The sequence below is a fragment of the Mesorhizobium sp. LNJC394B00 genome, from assembly GCF_000502555.1.
Taxonomy (GTDB): Bacteria; Pseudomonadota; Alphaproteobacteria; order Rhizobiales; family Rhizobiaceae; genus Mesorhizobium.
On sequence record NZ_AYWH01000002.1, the window covers coordinates 318,739 to 334,631 of the forward strand.

The 15,893-nt window shown below is 63.9% G+C and carries 16 protein-coding genes; 10 read left to right on the forward strand and 6 right to left on the reverse strand.

From position 1 onward, the window contains the following. Nucleotides 1-142: 142 nt before the first annotated feature. A complete protein-coding gene (locus X751_RS157600; protein ID WP_023669704.1) occupies nt 143-628 on the forward strand; it encodes a hypothetical protein in 486 nt (161 codons plus the stop codon). Between the two features lie 132 nt (nt 629-760). Here X751_RS157600 and X751_RS157595 read toward each other — a convergent pair whose 3' ends face one another. Then, nucleotides 761-991: a hypothetical protein gene (locus X751_RS157595; protein WP_023669703.1), complete on the reverse strand. Its 231-nt coding sequence runs from the start codon at nt 989-991 to the stop codon at nt 761-763. Between the two features lie 146 nt (nt 992-1,137). Here X751_RS157595 and X751_RS157590 point away from each other — a divergent pair, with 146 nt between their 5' ends. The 3 genes from X751_RS157590 (at nt 1,138) to X751_RS157580 (ending at nt 4,557) form a co-directional block, all read left to right on the forward strand. Continuing rightward, a complete protein-coding gene (locus tag X751_RS157590) occupies nt 1,138-1,779 on the forward strand; it encodes a glutathione S-transferase family protein (RefSeq protein WP_023700072.1) in 642 nt (213 codons plus the stop codon). A 136-nt stretch (nt 1,780-1,915) separates the two neighbouring features. Next, nucleotides 1,916-3,463 carry an ATP-binding protein gene (locus X751_RS157585; RefSeq protein ID WP_023744104.1) on the forward strand — a complete coding sequence of 516 codons (1,548 nt, stop codon included), beginning with the start codon at nt 1,916-1,918 and terminating at the stop codon, nt 3,461-3,463. Between the two features lie 128 nt (nt 3,464-3,591). After that, on the forward strand, nt 3,592-4,557 hold the full coding sequence (locus X751_RS157580; protein ID WP_023744105.1) for a hypothetical protein: 966 nt from the start codon (nt 3,592-3,594) through the stop codon (nt 4,555-4,557). A gap of 70 nt (nt 4,558-4,627) precedes the next feature. On the opposite strand, the gene X751_RS157575 is transcribed toward X751_RS157580, so the two are convergent. After that, on the reverse strand, nt 4,628-5,071 hold the full coding sequence (locus tag X751_RS157575) for an SRPBCC family protein (RefSeq protein WP_023683102.1): 444 nt from the start codon (nt 5,069-5,071) through the stop codon (nt 4,628-4,630). Between the two features lie 411 nt (nt 5,072-5,482). Here X751_RS157575 and X751_RS157570 point away from each other — a divergent pair, with 411 nt between their 5' ends. The 3 genes from X751_RS157570 to X751_RS157560 are packed head-to-tail and all read left to right on the forward strand — an operon-like array spanning nt 5,483 to nt 9,991. Continuing rightward, nucleotides 5,483-6,907, forward strand: a complete 1,425-nt coding sequence (locus X751_RS157570; RefSeq protein WP_023698648.1) for a family 16 glycosylhydrolase — start codon at nt 5,483-5,485, stop codon at nt 6,905-6,907. After that, on the forward strand, nt 6,908-8,668 hold the full coding sequence (locus tag X751_RS157565; protein ID WP_023744106.1) for a type I secretion system permease/ATPase: 1,761 nt from the start codon (nt 6,908-6,910) through the stop codon (nt 8,666-8,668). A gap of 3 nt (nt 8,669-8,671) precedes the next feature. After that, complete coding sequence (locus tag X751_RS157560) at nt 8,672-9,991, forward strand: HlyD family type I secretion periplasmic adaptor subunit (RefSeq protein ID WP_023744107.1); 1,320 nt, start codon at nt 8,672-8,674, stop codon at nt 9,989-9,991. Here X751_RS157560 and X751_RS157555 read toward each other — a convergent pair. From X751_RS157555 to X751_RS157545, 3 genes are all read right to left on the reverse strand, one after another. Beyond that, entirely contained in the window at nt 9,978-10,292 is a 315-nt protein-coding gene (locus X751_RS157555) for a type II toxin-antitoxin system RelE/ParE family toxin (protein ID WP_023669695.1), read from the reverse strand. The two genes, X751_RS157560 and X751_RS157555, sit on opposite strands and share 14 nt — an antisense overlap. Continuing rightward, nucleotides 10,289-10,570 (reverse strand): type II toxin-antitoxin system ParD family antitoxin, encoded by a 282-nt coding sequence (locus X751_RS157550; protein WP_023669694.1) that lies wholly within the window; start codon nt 10,568-10,570, stop codon nt 10,289-10,291. The genes X751_RS157555 and X751_RS157550 overlap by 4 nt, the downstream gene beginning before the upstream one ends. A 68-nt stretch (nt 10,571-10,638) precedes the next feature. Next, nucleotides 10,639-11,634: a GlxA family transcriptional regulator gene (locus X751_RS157545; protein ID WP_023744108.1), complete on the reverse strand. Its 996-nt coding sequence runs from the start codon at nt 11,632-11,634 to the stop codon at nt 10,639-10,641. Nucleotides 11,635-11,912: 278 nt separating this feature from the next. Between X751_RS157545 and X751_RS157535 the strand changes: the two genes are divergently transcribed. From X751_RS157535 to X751_RS157525, 3 genes are all read left to right on the forward strand, one after another. Beyond that, complete coding sequence (locus X751_RS157535; protein WP_023700064.1) at nt 11,913-13,061, forward strand: amidohydrolase; 1,149 nt, start codon at nt 11,913-11,915, stop codon at nt 13,059-13,061. 88 nt (nt 13,062-13,149) lie between these two features. Continuing rightward, entirely contained in the window at nt 13,150-13,509 is a 360-nt protein-coding gene (locus X751_RS157530; RefSeq protein WP_023744109.1) for a hypothetical protein, read from the forward strand. A gap of 446 nt (nt 13,510-13,955) precedes the next feature. After that, nucleotides 13,956-14,390 (forward strand): hypothetical protein, encoded by a 435-nt coding sequence (locus tag X751_RS157525; protein WP_023744110.1) that lies wholly within the window; start codon nt 13,956-13,958, stop codon nt 14,388-14,390. A gap of 293 nt (nt 14,391-14,683) precedes the next feature. Here the strand turns inward: X751_RS157525 and X751_RS157520 are convergent, their stop codons facing one another. After that, a complete protein-coding gene (locus X751_RS157520) occupies nt 14,684-15,664 on the reverse strand; it encodes an ABC transporter permease (RefSeq protein ID WP_023728503.1) in 981 nt (326 codons plus the stop codon). Nucleotides 15,665-15,893 lie beyond the last annotated feature (229 nt).

Here is a 15,893-nt window from a genome sequence, read left to right on the forward strand (position 1 = left end):
CCGTTTTCGACGACCGCTCTACGCCTGTCCCGGTGATCCTCATAGGGGGCTTTTTGGAAAGCAGCATTTTTCCAAACGCGTGTTGCTTTATCGCAGGCTCGCCAGCATCTTGCGCGTCGCATTTTCCCGACAGGAGATTTCAATGACCTTCGACAAGAACCCGTTTCCAGAGGGCGATGCCGATCGCCACGCGCTCTGGGAAATGTTGGTGCGGCGCGACATCGACGCCTTTATCGGTCAGGACTGGTCGATGGTCGAGGATGATTTCCTCGCCGACAGCTTCTTCGGCATGCATGCGCATTTCCTCAGCGATGCCGACGCCTGGCGTCTGCAATTCCCGAGCCTTGCCGTCTATCGCGACGAATGGCTGCGCCAGGCCAAGGAGACGGCGGCGGCCAGATTCGCCGAGCCGCTGCGCGAGGCGCTGTTTCGCGTCACCAACATGCGCGACATCGATGTCGATGGCGACCGCGCCGTGCTGCACAAGAAGTTCAACGGCTCGGTGGCCAAGGCCGATGGCAGCGTCGACAAGCTGAAATGGCAGACGCTGTATTTTTGCAGGAAGGTGGCGGGCCACTGGAAGATCGGCGGCTTCGTCGGCTACATGCCACATCCCTTGGGGATCTGAGGTTTACCCGCTTATGCCATTGCCGGCCTTCGCGCACGAAGACGTCCGCTTCCGGGCTGCAGCTGTAAAAGCTCGCCAACCGAACCCACTCGAGCTCAAGCGAGTTGAACGGGACAGGTTCGTCCAACAGGGCTAGCGGGAGCGGTGGTCGAACACAACCGCCATGGTCTTACCAATTGCCGCCATGACGACGAGTTCGACGAGATCGTCGTCGCTGTCGACACAGGTTGGATCCATGCGGCGGATGGCGTCGAGCGCCGCCCTGGTCGAGACGGTATCGCCGGCGCGGAATCTGGAAAGCGCAGAGGAAACAAGGTTCTGGGTTGTCACGTCGATGACAGGTACGCTCGGCACTACGTTCATGGCTTCCTCCTGCCAAGAACCCTCTCCCGAAGGAAATAATACGCCGAACGACGGCGTGTGCCAGCGGAATCGTGGTCCGACCAGATTGCCTGGAGGGCACGTTTGCGTGTTTGATAGGATCGAGCCCACAGCGTCCAGGACGGGACATGAAACTGTACTTCAGCCGCAATCCCAATCCGCGCCTCGCGGTTGCAACTGCACGTCATCTGCAGGCCAAGGTCGAGTGTGAGTTTGCGGCACCCATGGCGCCCGGGCAGGCTGAGCGGTTTCGTCAGCTCAATCCCAATCTTACCCTGCCGATATTGGCATGGCCGGGCGGCAGCCTGTGGGAAGCAGACGCCATAGCCTGCCTTCTGTCGCGCGAAGCGGGTTCGGATTTCTGGCGCGGCGGCGATGACCAACCCGACATGATCCGCTGGCTGAGCTGGGGCAAGGAGAATTTCGTCCGGGCCTGCGACATCGTGCATTTCGAGCGCGGAACCAAGCAGCGCTACGGGATTGGGCCCGTCGACCAGGGCAAGGTCGAGGAGGGGCTGGCGGAGTTCCGCATCGCGGCAGCGATTCTCGAGGCGGAGCTCGCCAAGCGGCCATGGCTTGTGGGCAAGTCGCTCTCCTATGCCGATTTCCGTATGGCGACGTTTTTGCCGTTCAACGATGCAGCCGGCCTGCCGCTGGCGGACTATCCCTCTGTTCTGGGTTGGTATCGCCGGCTCGAAGCCATCGATGCCTGGCGCGATCCCTTCGACGGGCTGGACGCGCCGCTTCTGCCGCCGGTCAACTCCGCTTGATGTGCTTCCCTTTGGGCAGATGGGCTGATGTGTGGCGCTTTGGCAGCATAGGTGTGGAACAGCGGGCGAGTTGCCATGGCGCGCTCGACGGCTCGCGGCCGGGTTGATAAGCCCTGTCCGCAAGGAGAGTCGTGACATGACCGTAGCCATCGAGATGGGACAGACGACGGCGGGTGCGCCGGCGGCGCTCGACCTTGAGGAGCTGCTGGCGACCCGGCTTCTGGTGCAAGGCAATTCCGGCTCCGGCAAATCGCACCTTTTGCGCCGGCTCCTGGAGCAGAGCGCGCCCTGGGTGCAGCAGACCATCATCGACCCGGAAGGCGATTTCGTCTCGCTGGGCGACCATTACGGGCATCTGGTCATCGATGCCGAGGAGCATACGGAGCGTGGCCTGCAAGCAGCCGGCGAGCGGGCGCGCATCCACCGCGTCTCCACGGTGCTCAATCTCGAAGGGCTCGATGCCGAGAACCAGATGCGGCGCGCCGCTGCCTTTCTCGGCGGGTTGTTCGAGGTTGCCCGCGAGCATTGGTATCCGATGCTGGTGGTGGTCGACGAAGCGCAGCTGTTCGCGCCCGCCGTGGCCGGCGAAGTGTCCGACGAGGCGCGAAAGCTCTCGCTCGGCGCCATGACCAATTTGATGTGCCGCGGCCGCAAGCGCGGCCTTGCCGGCATCATCGCCACGCAGCGGCTGGCAAAGCTCGCCAAGAATGTCGCGGCGGAGGCGTCCAATTTCCTCATGGGCCGTACCTTCCTCGATATCGACATGGCGCGCGCCGCCGACCTTCTGGGCATGGAACGGCGTCAGGCCGAGGCGTTTCGAGACCTGGAGCGCGGGCACTTCATGGCGTTGGGCCCAGCGCTGTCGCGCCGTCCGCTGGGCGTGCGCATCGGCCAGACCGAGACCAGCCCGCGCAACGGTACGCCGCGGCTGATGGCAATGCCGGAAACAGCGCTTGAAGACGCGCGCGCCATCATCCTGGCGGCGCCGCCGCCCGAGACGATGCGCGCGCCGCGCCGGATGGCGTCGCCGGAGCTGCTCGACCAGCTGATGGCGGCCAAATCGGCGGCGATGGAGATCCGCCCGGAACCTGCGGAACCGGCGGTAAGCGCCGAGGATATGGCCGAGCGGCGGTTTTTCAGCCCGCAAGCGGCGGGGCGCGCGGATTGNGAGCGGCGAGAGCGGGTGGACCGTGTCCTGCGCGCCATCCTGGCGCAGCCCGATGCGGGTTTCCGCGTCATCGGCGTGCTTTATCAGGAGTTCGTCGTCCGCTGCCGCATCGAAGGCCTCGCTTCGGTGGTGCCGGACCTCTCAGAATTCCGTCGCATGCTGACGCGTGCCCGCGCCGGGCTCGGCGCAGACATGGCAGGCGATGACGCCTGGCAGGACGTTTCCGTGCGCGCCTCGCTGCTGCCCGAGGACATGCAGGGCGTGTTCATGATGATCGCCCGCGCCGCCAAGGAGGGCTGGCCGTGCCCGAGCGACGCGGCGATCGCGCGCGCCTACGGCTCGCATTCGCTGCGGCGCGCCCGGCGGCTGCTCACCTATATCGAGGAGCAGGGCCTCATCGTCTGCCAGCTCGACGGCACCGGCCGCCGCACGGTGACGCTGGTCGAGCTCGCCTGGGCGACGGCGCCGGGCGACCCCAATGCCGCGGAGGCGGAACAGGGCAGCCTGGCGCTCTGAAAGGCGAACAGGCAGCTACCTGACTTGCTTGCGCGGTTCTGAACAAGATGTGTTTCGCCGATCGGCGCGCGACGATTTATGATGGGTTTCCGAGAATCGCAGAACGGTTCGGGCGGGAGGGTTGTCCGGTGCGGTTGAAATCTCTGGCTGTCTTTGTCTTTGGCCTCCTCGCCATCGCCGGCATCGCCTTGACGGTGTCTGCCCGGTCTTTTGCCGCGTCCTCCGATATACCGGCCTGGCTGCAGGCCCATGTCGGCAATGACGACGGCGAGATTTCGCAAGTGGTGCTGGAGCGGGCGCGCGCGCTTTACCTGAAAAAGGTCGCGCAAGGCGCGGTCCACAATGGGTGCTATTTCGCCATGGATGCGACGCGCCCCGGCGATCTCGGCAATGGCGTGCTAGGGCGGCGCTACTACGTCATTTGCGAGGCCAAGCAGTCGTTCAGGGCGATCTCGTCGGGCCATGGCGGCGGCCGCAATTTGAAAGGCGTGGTCGATTTCTCCAACGGCAAACGCTGCGCGAAAAACTTCGGCAATGCCCTGGACTCGTCCTTGACGACCGGTGGCGCCTATATGACCGGCGAGGCAAAGACCTCATTCAAGGGTTTTTACCGCATCGGCGCAAAAAAGGACCAGGCGCTGCTGCGCACCTTCATCCAGTTCGACGGTGAGGGGGAGACGGCGAATGCCAGGCAGCGGGTGATCGGTGGCCACGCGGCGCGGCTGTTGCGCGGCATGTGCCTGCGCAAGAACCCGAACAGCTCCTATGCCGACCATGACGGCTTCGTGCCATACGGCAAGCTGGTGGATTATGCCGGCGGCCGCAGCAATGGCTGCACCAGCTGGTCGCCGTCCGACGCCGACCAGATCATTTCGATGGTGAAGGGCAATCCGACGACGCTCTATATCTACCCGGAATCGCGCGACATCGCCGCCGTTGGTAAATCGGGCGCCTATTGGAATGCGTCCTGCCTTAAGGAGATCGGCAAGCCGAAATTCTGGCCGCGAAAGAGCCTTGAGCCGATCATCGCGCAATACGCCAAGGACAACCCGCCACCGCCGCCGCAACCGTTGCCGGTCTGCACCGGGCCGTGAGGGATGAGTCCTCGGCTCGGCATTGTCGGCGGCGCGGACTGGCTGGGCGGCGCCGCCGATCCGATGGGCTCTACTGATTGATCTCGGGTTCGACGAGCTTTGCCAGATTGCGCAGCGACTCCTGCCAGCCGAGATAGCAGGCTTCAGCCGGAATAACGTCCGGAATGCCGGCCTGGGTGATGTCGAGTTCGGTGCCGACCGACACTTTCTTCAGGAGCACGGTCACTTCGATCTGGCCGGGCAAATTGGGGTCGTCGAACCTGTCGGTGTAGCGCAGGCGCTCGCCGGGAACGAGTTCGAGATATTCGCCGCCGAAGGAATGGCTGCCGCCCGTCGTGAAGTTTCGGAACGACATCTTGAAGGCGCCACCGACTTTCGCGTCGAAGCTGTGTACCGTGCAAGTGAAGCCGTTCGGCGGAAGCCATTTCGCCAGCGCGTCGGCTTCTGTGAATGCGCGGTAGACCTTCTCCGGGCTGGTCGTCAGAACGCGGTGCAAACGTACGGTGCTTGGCATCTCTTCGGTATCCTTTGTGGTTTCGTTGTCCGATGCCCCAAGGACGGGTGAACCTCACCCGGTCCGACATAGCCTGTCAAATTTTCTTGAGCCCTTTGCCGGCAGCCATCTGCCCGCGACTTCGAGTCGCCGCCTCAGGCGGTCGTGTCGCGTCAAATTGCATGCTCATTGACAGGTTGCCTAACCTTTCGGCGCGGATCTCACAATTTATTAAAATTGTAAGTCTCTCCTACAAAGTTGTATTAGGATCAGCTTAACGCCTTCGGCATTATCTATTAAATGATGGGCGACGATCTTCTTCGTGTACTATAGGATGATTCCCTGGAACGATGGATCAATTTAAAAGTTGATCCGAAATGGTTGCTCGAAGGTTGTCGAACGACCAAGGCAGCACGCGCAAGGAGTGTCGGAATGACCACAGTCCTCAACGCCAAAGGCATTCCACTTCCCTATACCGGCGCTTCCACCCATTGGTTCTCGGCGACTGGAGGCGCGTCTTACCGCTACGGCACCTCGGGCAACGATTCCTTCTGGGGCGACACCAACGTCAAGGTCACCATGTATGGCGGCGCGGGTGACGACTATTACCATCTCTATTCGACGATCAACAAAGCGGTCGAAAACTACGGCGCGGGCGTCGACACGATCGATACCTGGATGAGCTACAAGCTGCCCGCCAATTTCGAGAACCTCGTCGTCACCGGCGACGGCCACTATGCCTTCGGCAATGCTCAGGACAACATCATAACGGGCGGCGCTGGCAGCCAGACGCTGGACGGCGGCAAGGGCAATGACGTGCTGATCGGCGGCGCCGGCGCCGACACCTTCATCATCACCAAGGGCAATGGCAGCGACCTTATCTCCGATTTCGGCGCGACCGACACGGTGCGCCTCAACGGCTATGCCTTCACCTCGTTCGAGGCCGTCCACGCCAATATGGTCCAGGTGGGATCGAACGTGCAGCTGAACCTCGGCTCGAGCGAGGTGCTGGTGTTCCACAACACCACGATCGACAAGTTTCAGCCCGGCCAGTTCGAGCTGCCGATCGACAAGACCGGCATGACGCTGTCCTTCAACGACGATTTCAACACGCTGAGCCTGTGGAACGGCCAGAGCGGCATCTGGGATTCCAATTTCTGGTGGGGGGCGCAGAACGGCAGCTCGCAGCCCCAGAACGGCGAGCTGCAATGGTATATCGACGCCAATTATGCGCCGACCAGCTCGGTCCATCCGTTCAGCGTCGCAAGCGGCGTGCTCACCATAACCGCGGCGCATGCGCCCGACGACATCAAGCCGCTGATCAACAATTACGAATACACTTCCGGCATACTGACGACGCACGACACCTTCTCGCAGACCTATGGCTATTTCGAAATGCGGGCCGATCTCCCGGAAAATGCCGGCGCGTGGCCGGCCTTCTGGCTTCTGCCCGAAGACGGTTCATGGCCCCCGGAACTCGACGTGATCGAAATGTATGGGCAGAACCCGAATGCGCTTCTCATGACCGCGCACACAAATGAGACGGGAACCCACACCACGGTCGGGTCGACGGTGAATGTCTCCAACACCGACGGCTATCACACCTATGGCTTGTTGTGGACGCCGGACAAGCTGGTCTGGACCTATGATGGCGTCCAGGTCGCGGAAGCGGCGACGCCGTCCGATATGAACAAGCCCATGTATATGCTGGTCGACCTTGCGGTCGGCGGTCAAGCCGGCGCGCCGCCCGACCATCTGGCGACGCCCGCGCAAATGAAGATCGACTATATCCACGCCTATACGCTGAACGATTTGCAGCAGAGCCATCTGAGCACGACAGCCGAGCACGCGGTCTAGATGTCACGGGACCGCGCGCCACTCAGGGATGCGGCCATCGGCCTGCGCCCGGTTTTCCTGCGCGGCATCGCCGATATCGGCATCTTTTCGTTGCTGATCAACATCCTGCTCCTGGTGATCCCGCTCTATCTGCTGCAGGTCTATGACCGGGTGTTGCCGTCCTCCAGCGTCGAGACGCTGCTTTATCTCTCGGCCATGGCGGTCCTCGCGCTCGCCTTCCTCGGCCTGCTGGACGCGGTCCGCGCCATCTACGCGCAACGTGTTGCGGCCACCGTCGACCTGAAACTGGGCGCGCGGACATTCGCCGCCTCGCTTGGCGCCAGACATGCCGGCAGCGGGCTGTCGCCGCTGAACGACCTTGCCACGACTTGCGCCTTCATCAGGTCGCGCGGCGTGGCGGTGTTGTTCGACCTGCCGTTTGCGCCCGTCTTCCTGGCCTTGCTCTATTTCATCCATCCCGTCCTGTTCTGGCTGACGCTCGCCGGCGCCGTGCTGCTGTTTCTCTTGGTCGTGGCCAACCAGCTTGCCATCGGCAGGAACGATGCCATGTCGGCGGAACGCTCGGCGGTGGCCAGCCAGGCGGAACAGGCCTTCGCCCGCAACACCGACACGCTGCGCGCCATGGGCATGGTGCAAAATGCCGCCGCGGTCTGGGGACAACACGTTGCTGAGGCGCTGACCCTGCATGACCGTTCCGGAAGCGCCAATGCGATCTTCAGCGCGACGTCGCGGGCGCTGCGCATGATGCTGCAACTGGCGATCCTCGGCGCCGGCGCGTGGCTGGTGCTACAAGGGCAGATGACCGCCGGCATGATCTTCGCTTCGTCGCTGGTGTCGTCGCGCGCGCTGCAGCCGCTCGACCAGCTGATCGGATCCTGGCGGCAGATCGTCGACGCCAAGCGATGCTGGAAGCGGCTGGACACCGCCCTTGCGGCGCAACCAGCGCAGGGGCGCAAGCTCGCACTGCCCGATCCATTGGGCGCGATTTCGGTGCAGGATCTGTTCTTCATCGCGCCGACTGCGGCTTTCGGCACGGAGCCCATCCTCAAGCGGTTGAATTTTGCCATCGGCGCCGGCGAAGCGGTGGCGATCGTCGGCCCGAGCGGGGCCGGCAAATCGACGCTGGCGAAATTGCTTGTGGGCGCGCTGCAGCCGACCGGCGGCGCGGTCAGGGTCGACGGCGCCGACCTGAGGAGCTGGGACGAAACCCAGCTTGGCAGGCATATCGGCTATCTCGCGCAGGAGGTGGAGCTTTTCCCGGGATCGATCGCGCAAAATGTCGCCCGCTTCGAACCCGACGCCGATGACGCCGCGATCGTCGAAGCGGCCAGGCGCGCCGAGGCGCATGAGCTGATTCTCACGCTGCGCGACGGCTATCAGACCATGATAGGCCCGTCGCATACCGTGCTGTCGGGCGGCGAGCGCCAGCGGATAGGGCTGGCGCGCGCCTTCTACGGCAAGCCACGCATGCTGGTGCTGGACGAGCCCAACGCCCATCTCGACGGCAGTGGGGAGGCGGCGCTCGAAGGGATGCTTTCGGCCGCGCGAAGTGTAAGCGTCACGACAGTCGTCATCACGCATCGCCCTTCGATCGCCGCGGCCTGCGACCGCGTCATGGTCCTGCGCAACGGCATGGTCGAAGCTTTCGGACCTGCGAGCGAGGTGCTGAGGCAACCGGCGGCCGGCAAGGCCGGGAGCGCGGTGGTGACAGGCTCGTTCGTGCCGACCGTGCGCCCGCACAGCGTCCGCTTCGGGTCATAGACGATGATGCAGCAGAGCCTCGCCTTCGAAGGTCGACCGCGCACCGACTTCCGCCGCATGGCCGTCGTCGGCTACGTGGCCATAGCGCTCTTCGTCGGCTGCTTCGGCTATTGGGCGGCGAACGCGCCGCTCTCCGGCGCGGTGATCACCTCCGGCACGATCTCGGCGACGGGCGGCAACATCCTCATCCAGCACCCCGAGGGCGGCATCATCGAGCAGTTGCTGGTGCATGAAGGCGACCGCGTGCAACAAGGCGAACCGCTGGTCCTGCTCGACCGCAGGGCGGCCGAGACCGACCTCAACCGGCTGACCAGACAGACGATCGCGCTCAGGGCAAGTGCCGCGCGACTTGAGGCCGAGCGCGACGGATCGGACAGGCTGGCGCCGATCGCCGAAGCAGCACCCGCGCCGTTCCAGCGCGATTTCGACAATCTGGTGCACGAACAGCAGAAGGAGTTAGAGGCCAGGCTCGCCCGGTTCCGCTCCGAGCAGTCGATCCTGGCGCAACGCGTCGCCATGCATCGTGAGTCGGCGCTGGGACTGGAGGCGCAGAAACTCGCCATCCAGCAACAGGCCGAGATCGTGAAGAAGGAACTCGGCATCAAGACCGGCCTGCTCGACAAGGGTCTCACCAACCGCAGCGAATATTCGCAGCTTCTGCGCAGCGAGGCCGATCTGGTCGGCCAGGCCGGCGCGCTGGAGGCGGATATCGCAGCGACCAAGACGCAGATCGTCGAAGCCCAGGCGCAGGTCGAGCGCGCGACCACGCAGCGCGTCGAGGACGCGCTGACCAAGCTCGACGAGGTTCGCACCAGCCTGGCCGACATCGGCGAACAGATCACCGCAGCCGAGGCGGTGCTGGGGCGCACGACGATCAAGGCGCCGGCAGCCGGCATCGTGGTATGGTCGACCTACAACTCCAAAGGCAGCGTGATTGCGCCGGGGCAGAAGATCATGGAGATCCTGCCGACCGCGTCGGGCCTCATCGTCGACGCGAAGCTGCGGCCGAAGGACGTGGATCTGGTTCGCGTCGGCCAGCCGGCGAAGCTCAGGCTGTCCGCCCTGAACGCGCGCCTCACCCCTGAGGTCCCGGCTACGGTGACGCAAATTTCCGCCGACCGGCTGATCGATGAAACCACGCATGAGGCGTATTTCCGCGCCAGGCTGAAGATCACCGACACGCTGCCGCAGGGCGTGAAAGCCGAGCAGCTTTACCCAGGAACGCCGGTCGAGGCGTTTATCAGCACCGGCGACCGAACCTTCCTCGAATATCTGGCGCGGCCGATGCTGGACTCGTTCGCGCGGGCGTTCACGGAGCGATAGGCGCCAACTCGTCCTCCCAGTTGACGCCGCCGTAGAACACCCTGAGAATCACCACCTGGTCGCCTTCTACGGTGAAGGCCACAGTCAGGCGGCGCTCGAAGCCAACGATGCGAAGCCCCGGCCGCACATCATCCCTTAGGGTTCCGCGTTCCGAGGCATAGTCGAGACCCAGGCAAAATCGCTCGATCCGCTCGATGTAGCGAAGGGCGGTGAGGTTGCCGGATGCGTGAGCGACCGTATCGTATATCCATAACAGATCCGTCTGGGCTTCCGGCAAAAGGACAACATGCCGGCGCTTCACACGTTCCCCTTGAGGCGAGCTGCGTGATGTGCGCGAATGCTGTCAAAAGACTTGTCGGCCGGGATGGCCTGGGAGGGGTCTGCCTTCCACCTATCATAGGTCGGCGCGACCTCCTCACGCAGCCAGCGCTCCACGGCGGCGTCGCGTTCCTGCAATGCGCGAAGACCGGCGCGGATCACTTCACTGCTGGTCGCGTATGTGCCGGACCGAACGAGCTGGTCGATGAAAGCAGCCTGCTCGGCCGGCAGGCTGAAGGTGCGTTTTTCGGTGGCGGACATGGATCCCTCCTATCAGGTTGGTATGATATTATCATACCAACGGCGAGATCGCACGCCCCAATATAGGCTTAGGGACCGCTCCCCTTGCCGTCGGCAAAGACACCGGACATTCGGTTCGGATGCCTGAGATGGGTCGGCGTGATACCGGTCTGATGGCGGAAGACACGGCTGAAATGGCCGGCATTGGGAAAACCGCAGCGGTAGGCGATGTCGCCGATTGCCAAGTCGCTCCCCTCCAGCAGCGACTTGGCCTGATGTACGCGCAGCGCAAGATAGGCGGCCATCGGGCCGATGCCGAGCTCGGCGCCGAACAGCCGCTCAAGCTGGCGCCGGGATAAATGCAACCGGCCCGCGATCTCGGCGACCGACAGCGTCTCCTGGAGATTGCTTTCCATCAGAAGCAGCGCCCGTTTCACCGCTCGGCTCGACGCGGCCGGAAAGAGATCGCCGACGGGCTGCACATCCAGGCTCGAGCGGATGCGGTCGAGCACGAGGATCTTGGCGGCTTTTTCCGCCGCCTTGCGGCCGATGAACTGCGACACGAAATGGCCGGCAAGGTCGGCCGCACCCGTGCCGCCGGCGCAGGTCGAGCGGCCCCTATCGACGGAAAACAGGCTGTCGGCATGGGCGTTCACGTCAGGGAATTGGCTGCGGAAATCCTTGATATGGAACCAGCTGACGGCGGCACTGTAGCCATCGAGCAGGCCGTAGCGCGCGAGCACGAAGCTGCCGGTGCAGAGTGCCGTCAGCGGCACGCACTTTTCGGCCGCCCGCAACAGGAAGGCCTCCTTTTCGGAGCTGAGGCTGCGGTTGGTGTCGAGCAGACCGCCGACCACGACGACATTGTCGAACTCCTGCGGATTGCCGATCGCCTTGGTCGGCAGCAACTCGACACCGCAACTCGCGCGGATCGGCAGGCCACGCTCGCCGACGATCTCCCAGTCGAACTCGATCCGGCGGCTGCGGTCGCCTTCATCGCCGGCCAGCCGCAGCGTGTCGATGAACAGCGACAGCGGCGACAGCGTGAAGTCGCGAACCAAGAGAAACGCAAACCGCCTGGCCATTGTTGCTCCGAAACGTTCCTTCGGGTGGATGGAAGCAAAGATGTCGCACAGGCGAGCACGCGGCGCTTTTCAGGAGAAGCCACCGGATGTCGGAGATGAGATCGACGGCCTCAGTGCGGAGCTGGAAATTCTCTGGGTTGTGTGGTGGTCATGGGATGTCGTCATCTACGCTCACACAAGACAGGCAGATGGACCAGTGGAATTGATCAGCATGGCACGGCGTGAGAAAAACCCTATCGTGTTTGTGTAACCTGCAGCACCAAAGCGGAGCCCAAGCCATGACCCTCACCAATCGCGATATCATCGAGCTGACGGCATGGCGCCGCAAGCTGCACCAAAACCCGGAAATCTCCAACGAGGAAGAACAGACCGCCAAGGAAGTCGTCAGCTTCCTCGCCGATACAGCGCCGGATAAGGTGCTGACCGGCCTCGGCGGTCATGGCGTGGCGGCGGTCTATGACAGCGGCCAGGCGGGACCGACGGTGCTGTTCCGCTCGGAGATCGATGCGCTGCCTATCGAGGAGCTTTCGGGCGTCGAGCATGCCTCGCAGGTGCCGGGAAAATCGCATATGTGCGGCCATGACGGCCACACCGCGATCCTCGCCGCACTTGGCCGCCAGCTCGGGCGTGAGCGGCCGGCCCGCGGCCGCGTCGTCTTGATGTTCCAGCCGGCGGAGGAGACCGGCAATGGTGCGGCCGGCGTCGTCGCCGATCCACGCTTTGGCGAGATCGCGCCGGACTTCGCCTTCTCGCTGCACAATCTGCCGGGCGTGCCGTTCGGCGAGGTGCGTCTCAAGCCCGGCGTCGTCAACTGCGCCTCGCGCGGCATCCGCATCGTGCTGGACGGCAAGACCGCGCATTCCTCCATGCCCGAAACCGGCGTGTCGCCGATGCCGGCGATCAGCCAGCTGATGCCGGCGCTTCCGGCACTGGGGCGCGGCACTTTCGCCGATGACGATTTCAGCATGGTCACCGTCACCCATGCGACGATGGGCGAGGCCGTGTTCGGCATCGCGCCCGGCTACGCCGAGGTTTGGGCGACGCTGCGCACAAGGCGTGACGAGCGCATGGCGGAGCTGGTCGCAGCTGCGGAGGCGCTGGCCGCCAGGATAGCGGCCGAGCACCGCCTGTCCGTGCGCTGCGACTATCACGAAATCTTCGTCGCCAGCGTCAATGCGCCGGACGCGGTGGAACATCTCAACCGCGCGCTGGACGAAGAGGGCGTCGCGCGCAGCGAGGAAGCCCTGCCGATGCGCGCTTCGGAAGATTTTGGCATCTTCGGCCACAAGGCGAAGTCGGCGATGTTCTTCCTCGGCGCGGGCGAGCGCACCCCGTCATTGCACAATCCCGATTATGATTTTCCCGACGATCTGATCCCGATCGGTTCGAAGATCTTCATGCGCACGGCGCGCAACCTGCTGGGGTGAGCGGCCCTGCAAAATCCGCATCCTGAAGCTGCCTTTTTCCCGCTGGAATCGTCTTGTAGTCGCCTCCTACATTAGGAGGGGCTTGCGGATGAGAATTGCAATGGTCGTCGCGTTGACTGCGACAGTGGCAGGGTGCGTATCGTCTCCGGTCCAGTATGGAGCCTCGCTCTCGACCCAAGACCCGAAATGGGCGACGCCGGAATGCCAGCAGGCCCGCACCGATGCCATGAATTACGACGCGCGCGAGAAGGAGCATCCGGGATGGGCCGCCGGCGTCGTGCTGGGGCCCTACAGCATGGGCCTCGTGGCGGCCATCAAGGAGCATGAGCAGCAGCAGCGAAGGCTGTTGGCGCGCCAGATGCATCTGCAGTGCTCGAGCCTGCCGCTGCCGAAGGATTTGGACTTCGATCCGCAAATCTACGCACCAAAGCCGGGGAAATATCCGTAGGGCTGGGATTGGTTTGCACAGGGACCATAGCGGAGGCTTGCGCCCTACGAATACCCCCACCCTCAATCCCTCCCAACAAGGGGGAGGGAGACTAGGTTGGCGCTGATTTCCGCAAAACCGTCTAAGTCGACTTAAAAAAGGGCTGGGCGTGCGGCAGCGTTCCCTCCGCCTTGTGAGGGTCCGAAGGACGGGCGAAACCCTGGCTCGCCCCGGCAAGTTAGAGTGGGGGTCCTCTTCGTAAAAGCTCATATGCGATAGCCCTTGCCCCGAGGCATTGGCATTGCCAGCTCTGTATGAAGCGCTCCTCCGCTCTCCCCACCAGCTTTGCGCCTTGACCCACCGAGGGCTCTCCCTGGAACCAAATCCAAGCCTAAACTGTTCAAGTTGGCTACGACGCCGACGAGCCCTGCCGGTTGGGTGAGCGGCGCACTTGAGGAGCTCCCATCATGACCATCTCGTCCAGCTTTCGTTCGCTCGCGGTTGCGGCCATCGCCACTGTTGCCGTTAGCAGCGCCGCGCATGCCGATAGCGGCACGATCCGCTTTGCCGTTTACAAGGCGGCCTTCTTCGTCGGCGGTTCCGGTGGCGAGGGCACGCTGACCTTCCATGGCCGCAGTTACCCCATCACGATCGGCGGCGTCTCGGGCGGCTTCGCTTTCGGCGTTTCCAAGACCTACTTCAAGGGCACCGTGCGCCATATCCGCAGGGTGCGGGATGCGACCGGGGTTTATGGCGCGGCGGGTGGTGGCGGGGCGCTCGGCAAGGGGGCGCAGGTGATCGTCATGACCAATGACAAGGGCGCCACGCTCGAGCTTACGGGCCGGCAGGTGGGGCTGCAGGTGAATGCGGATTTGAGCGGGTTGGCGATTTCGTTGAAGTAAGGGGCGCTCCCTCGCGTTCTCGGTGGGGTAAGCTCGTCTGGGGCGATGATAATCGCCTATGGCTGCGCCAGCCCCCTCATCCGGCCGCTTCGCGGCCACCTTCTCCCCGCTGGGGAGAAGAGGCTGGCGTTGACGCTGGCGCCCTCCTCTCCCCTCGGGGAGAGGTCGGATTGCCCCGAATTGCCCTTCGCAATTCGGTTGGCAATCCGGGTGAGGGGGAACTTGCTCCCGTGCGCTTGGCCTGAACCTTGGATGGGAAAGCTTCGCCCAATGCAGCGTCGGGCGCCAGCCCCCTACCGCTCCTCCACAATCCGCAAATACGCCGCCGTCACGAACAGCACGATCAGCCCGAACAAGATCCGCCGTGCCCCCTCCGGCATCTGCAGGATGGTCAGCAGTGTTGTCAGCACGGTCAGGATCAGGGCGCCGATGATGGTGCCGGTGTAGCCGCCGCGGCCGCCGAAGATGGAGGTGCCGCCGATGACGGCGGCGGCGACCGAGGGCAGCACCAGCGGTTCGGCGAGCGACAGCGAGGGGGCCTTGATCAGGCCGATATAGAGCAGGCCGGTGATGCCGGCGAGCACGCTAGAGGTGACGTAGAGCGCGGTGATGACCTGCCAGTATTGCACGCCCGACAGGCGGGTCGCGCGCTCATTGTCGCCGACGGCGTAGAGCAGGCGGCCGAAGCCGGTGCGGGCGAGCGTGAAGACGATGAGGGCGGCGAGCGGCACGAACAAAAGCAGCGCGTTGGGGAAGCCCCATGTCACGCCGGTGCCGAGCCAAGCCAGGAAGTCGGGGATTTTTGCGCCCGACGCGATCACCGTGCGCTGGTAGACCTGCAGGCAGCCGGTGCCGATCAGGCTGGTGCCCAGCGTCATGATCAGCGGGTGGACGCGGAAGACACCGACGCCGATGCCGTTAACGAGGCCGATCAGCACCGCCGGCATCATCGCCAGGAGGAACGCCACCGCCGGGTCCTGGTTGACCACTTGCGTCGCCATGATGAAGGCGCTCATCGTTGCCACCGTGCCGACCGACAGGTCGATGCCGCCGGTCAGCATGGTCATGGTCTGGCATCCCGCCAGGATCGCCAGCGGTATGGCGAATTTAATAGTGTTGGCGATCCAGCGCTCGTTGACGATGCCGGGGCGCAGGATCTGCAGGATTATAACCAGGATGGCGAGCAGGACGATCAGCGGGATGAGCGGGCGATCGGCCATGAAGCGCTTTATGCGGCGGCCGAAGGGGACCGGGGTGATGGCCGTGGTGCTCATGGGGCGGCTCTTGCTCGCGATGAGGTTTGCAAGGTGCGGCAAGTTGGCGAGGACAGTGCTCTACGGCGCCCCCCTCTGGCCTGCCGGCCATCTCCCCCACTTGTGGGGAGATTGGCAGCTTCAGCGCCTCGCTCATTCGTGCAAGGTTGGAGATTGGCGAAGGTCGTCGCGACATCCAATCTCCCCCCTTGTGGGGGAGATGTCCGGCAGGACAGAGGGGGGCGCGAAG

Excerpts from the sequence above, each read along its gene's own strand:
- X751_RS157600 (WP_023669704.1), top strand. The coding sequence starts at position 143 with ATGACCTTCGACAAGAACCCGTTTCCAGAGGGCGATGCCGATCGCCAC.
- X751_RS157595 (WP_023669703.1), bottom strand. The coding sequence starts at position 991 with ATGAACGTAGTGCCGAGCGTACCTGTCATCGACGTGACAACCCAGAAC.
- X751_RS157590 (WP_023700072.1), top strand. The coding sequence starts at position 1,138 with ATGAAACTGTACTTCAGCCGCAATCCCAATCCGCGCCTCGCGGTTGCA.
- X751_RS157575 (WP_023683102.1), bottom strand. The coding sequence starts at position 5,071 with ATGCCAAGCACCGTACGTTTGCACCGCGTTCTGACGACCAGCCCGGAG.
- X751_RS157570 (WP_023698648.1), top strand. The coding sequence starts at position 5,483 with ATGACCACAGTCCTCAACGCCAAAGGCATTCCACTTCCCTATACCGGC.
- X751_RS157565 (WP_023744106.1), top strand. The coding sequence starts at position 6,908 with ATGTCACGGGACCGCGCGCCACTCAGGGATGCGGCCATCGGCCTGCGC.
- X751_RS157560 (WP_023744107.1), top strand. The coding sequence starts at position 8,672 with ATGATGCAGCAGAGCCTCGCCTTCGAAGGTCGACCGCGCACCGACTTC.
- X751_RS157550 (WP_023669694.1), bottom strand. The coding sequence starts at position 10,570 with ATGTCCGCCACCGAAAAACGCACCTTCAGCCTGCCGGCCGAGCAGGCT.
- X751_RS157545 (WP_023744108.1), bottom strand. The coding sequence starts at position 11,634 with ATGGCCAGGCGGTTTGCGTTTCTCTTGGTTCGCGACTTCACGCTGTCG.
- X751_RS157535 (WP_023700064.1), top strand. The coding sequence starts at position 11,913 with ATGACCCTCACCAATCGCGATATCATCGAGCTGACGGCATGGCGCCGC.
- X751_RS157530 (WP_023744109.1), top strand. The coding sequence starts at position 13,150 with ATGAGAATTGCAATGGTCGTCGCGTTGACTGCGACAGTGGCAGGGTGC.
- X751_RS157525 (WP_023744110.1), top strand. The coding sequence starts at position 13,956 with ATGACCATCTCGTCCAGCTTTCGTTCGCTCGCGGTTGCGGCCATCGCC.
- X751_RS157520 (WP_023728503.1), bottom strand. The coding sequence starts at position 15,664 with ATGAGCACCACGGCCATCACCCCGGTCCCCTTCGGCCGCCGCATAAAG.